This window comes from Tepidiphilus baoligensis (assembly GCF_012911495.1).
Classification (GTDB): Bacteria; Pseudomonadota; Gammaproteobacteria; order Burkholderiales; family Rhodocyclaceae; genus Tepidiphilus; species Tepidiphilus olei.
Genome location: NZ_JAAAUB010000038.1, coordinates 1 through 1291, shown reverse-complemented (window position 1 = coordinate 1291; position 1291 = coordinate 1). Strand labels below are relative to the sequence as shown.

1 protein-coding gene is annotated in these 1291 nt (G+C 61.4%); it reads right to left on the bottom strand.

Features of this window, described 5'->3' with window-relative positions:
• Window positions 1-4: 4 nt before the first annotated feature.
• The gene (locus GV368_RS10895) at window positions 5-1165 is read right to left on the bottom strand and encodes an ISAs1 family transposase (RefSeq protein ID WP_169116536.1); all 1161 of its coding nucleotides are present in this window, start codon (window positions 1163-1165) and stop codon (window positions 5-7) included.
• Window positions 1166-1291 lie beyond the last annotated feature (126 nt).

The following is a 1291-nucleotide window of genomic DNA, read 5'->3' as shown; positions in this document are numbered from 1 at the left end:
CGCATCAAATCTCTGTAAGGCCGAGGAGCGCCTGGCGGTAGGCATCAGAAGAGGCGGCAAGGATGCGTCGGGTACGGATACCGCCTTTGCGGGCTGAGGTGTCCAGGCGAAAGAGGTTGAGCACGAGCCGGCGGACGAGGGCGAGATTGGCGCCGGCGTTGCGGGCGCGAGCGCGCATCTGGTCGTCGTTGAGCGAGACGTCGAGGCTCCAGTGCAGGCAGTTCTCGATGCTCCAGTGTGCTCGTACCGCATGGGCGAGCGTTTCGGCCTCGGCGGCGATGCTGCCGAGGTAGAAGCGGCGCTCGAGGCTAGTCTTACCCTCCAGGGTGCGTTCGACTTCGATGACGCCGAACATCTTCAGATCCGGCCATTGCTGGGGATTGGACAGGCACTCGAGTTGCGAGAACGCCCAGCATCGCCGCAACTCGATGCGTCCGTGGTCTTTCTCGACCGATTCAGTATAGGAGTGAGCAACGCCCTGCCAGCTCGCTGCCTGGCCGATGTCGAAGAAGGTTTGGATTGACTCGGCAAGACGGGGCTGGTTGTTTTTGACCGCGAGCACATAGTTGGCGTCCTTGTCCCGGATCGCTCGGGCGATATTAGCGTGCGTGCCCATGGCATCGATGGTGACGATTGCTCCCTTGAGCATCAGAGTCTCCAGCAGAACCGGAATGGCCGTCAATTCGTTGGATTTCTCGGCACAGGCTTCCTGCCCCAGGACCAAGCCTGCCTGGGCGGCAAAGGCGCTCACCAAGTGTAGGGCCGAGCGCCCGGCGCTACGGCTACGCCGGCTGCTCTTGCCATCGATCGCGACGACCTCGCCTTCGGCCAGCGCCGGCAGCACCCCACCGACCCAGCGGCGAAAACTCTTCTCCAGTGCCCTGCGATCGAGTAGGCCAAAAAGGCGCCCCAACGTGTCGTGCGACGGGATCCCGTTCTCCAGCACCAGAAAGCGGCGCAGCCAGTCGATGCGCTCCTTGGCCCACGCCTCGATGCCGACGAAGTCATCGACCCCGCACAGCAAAGCGCACACCGAAATCACCAGCATCTCGACCAGATCGTGCTTCGCACGTCCCACAACGCGCGGATCCGGGATCTCCGAAAATACTTCGAGCAGCAACGAGCGGGATGGCTCGCCGTCTGCGTTTGTTTTCTCTGTCTTCATGCGCCGCCCCCAAAAAGACAGAAAACTACACGAATCAGGGCACTGTGAACAGACCCTCTGGGCAACCCCGTGGAGGTTAAAAACTATTTTTTAGACAGGACCCTTGGTTTGATGCGATTGCCCTGG

Excerpts from the sequence above, each read along its gene's own strand:
- GV368_RS10895 (WP_169116536.1), bottom strand. The coding sequence starts at position 1,165 with ATGAAGACAGAGAAAACAAACGCAGACGGCGAGCCATCCCGCTCGTTG.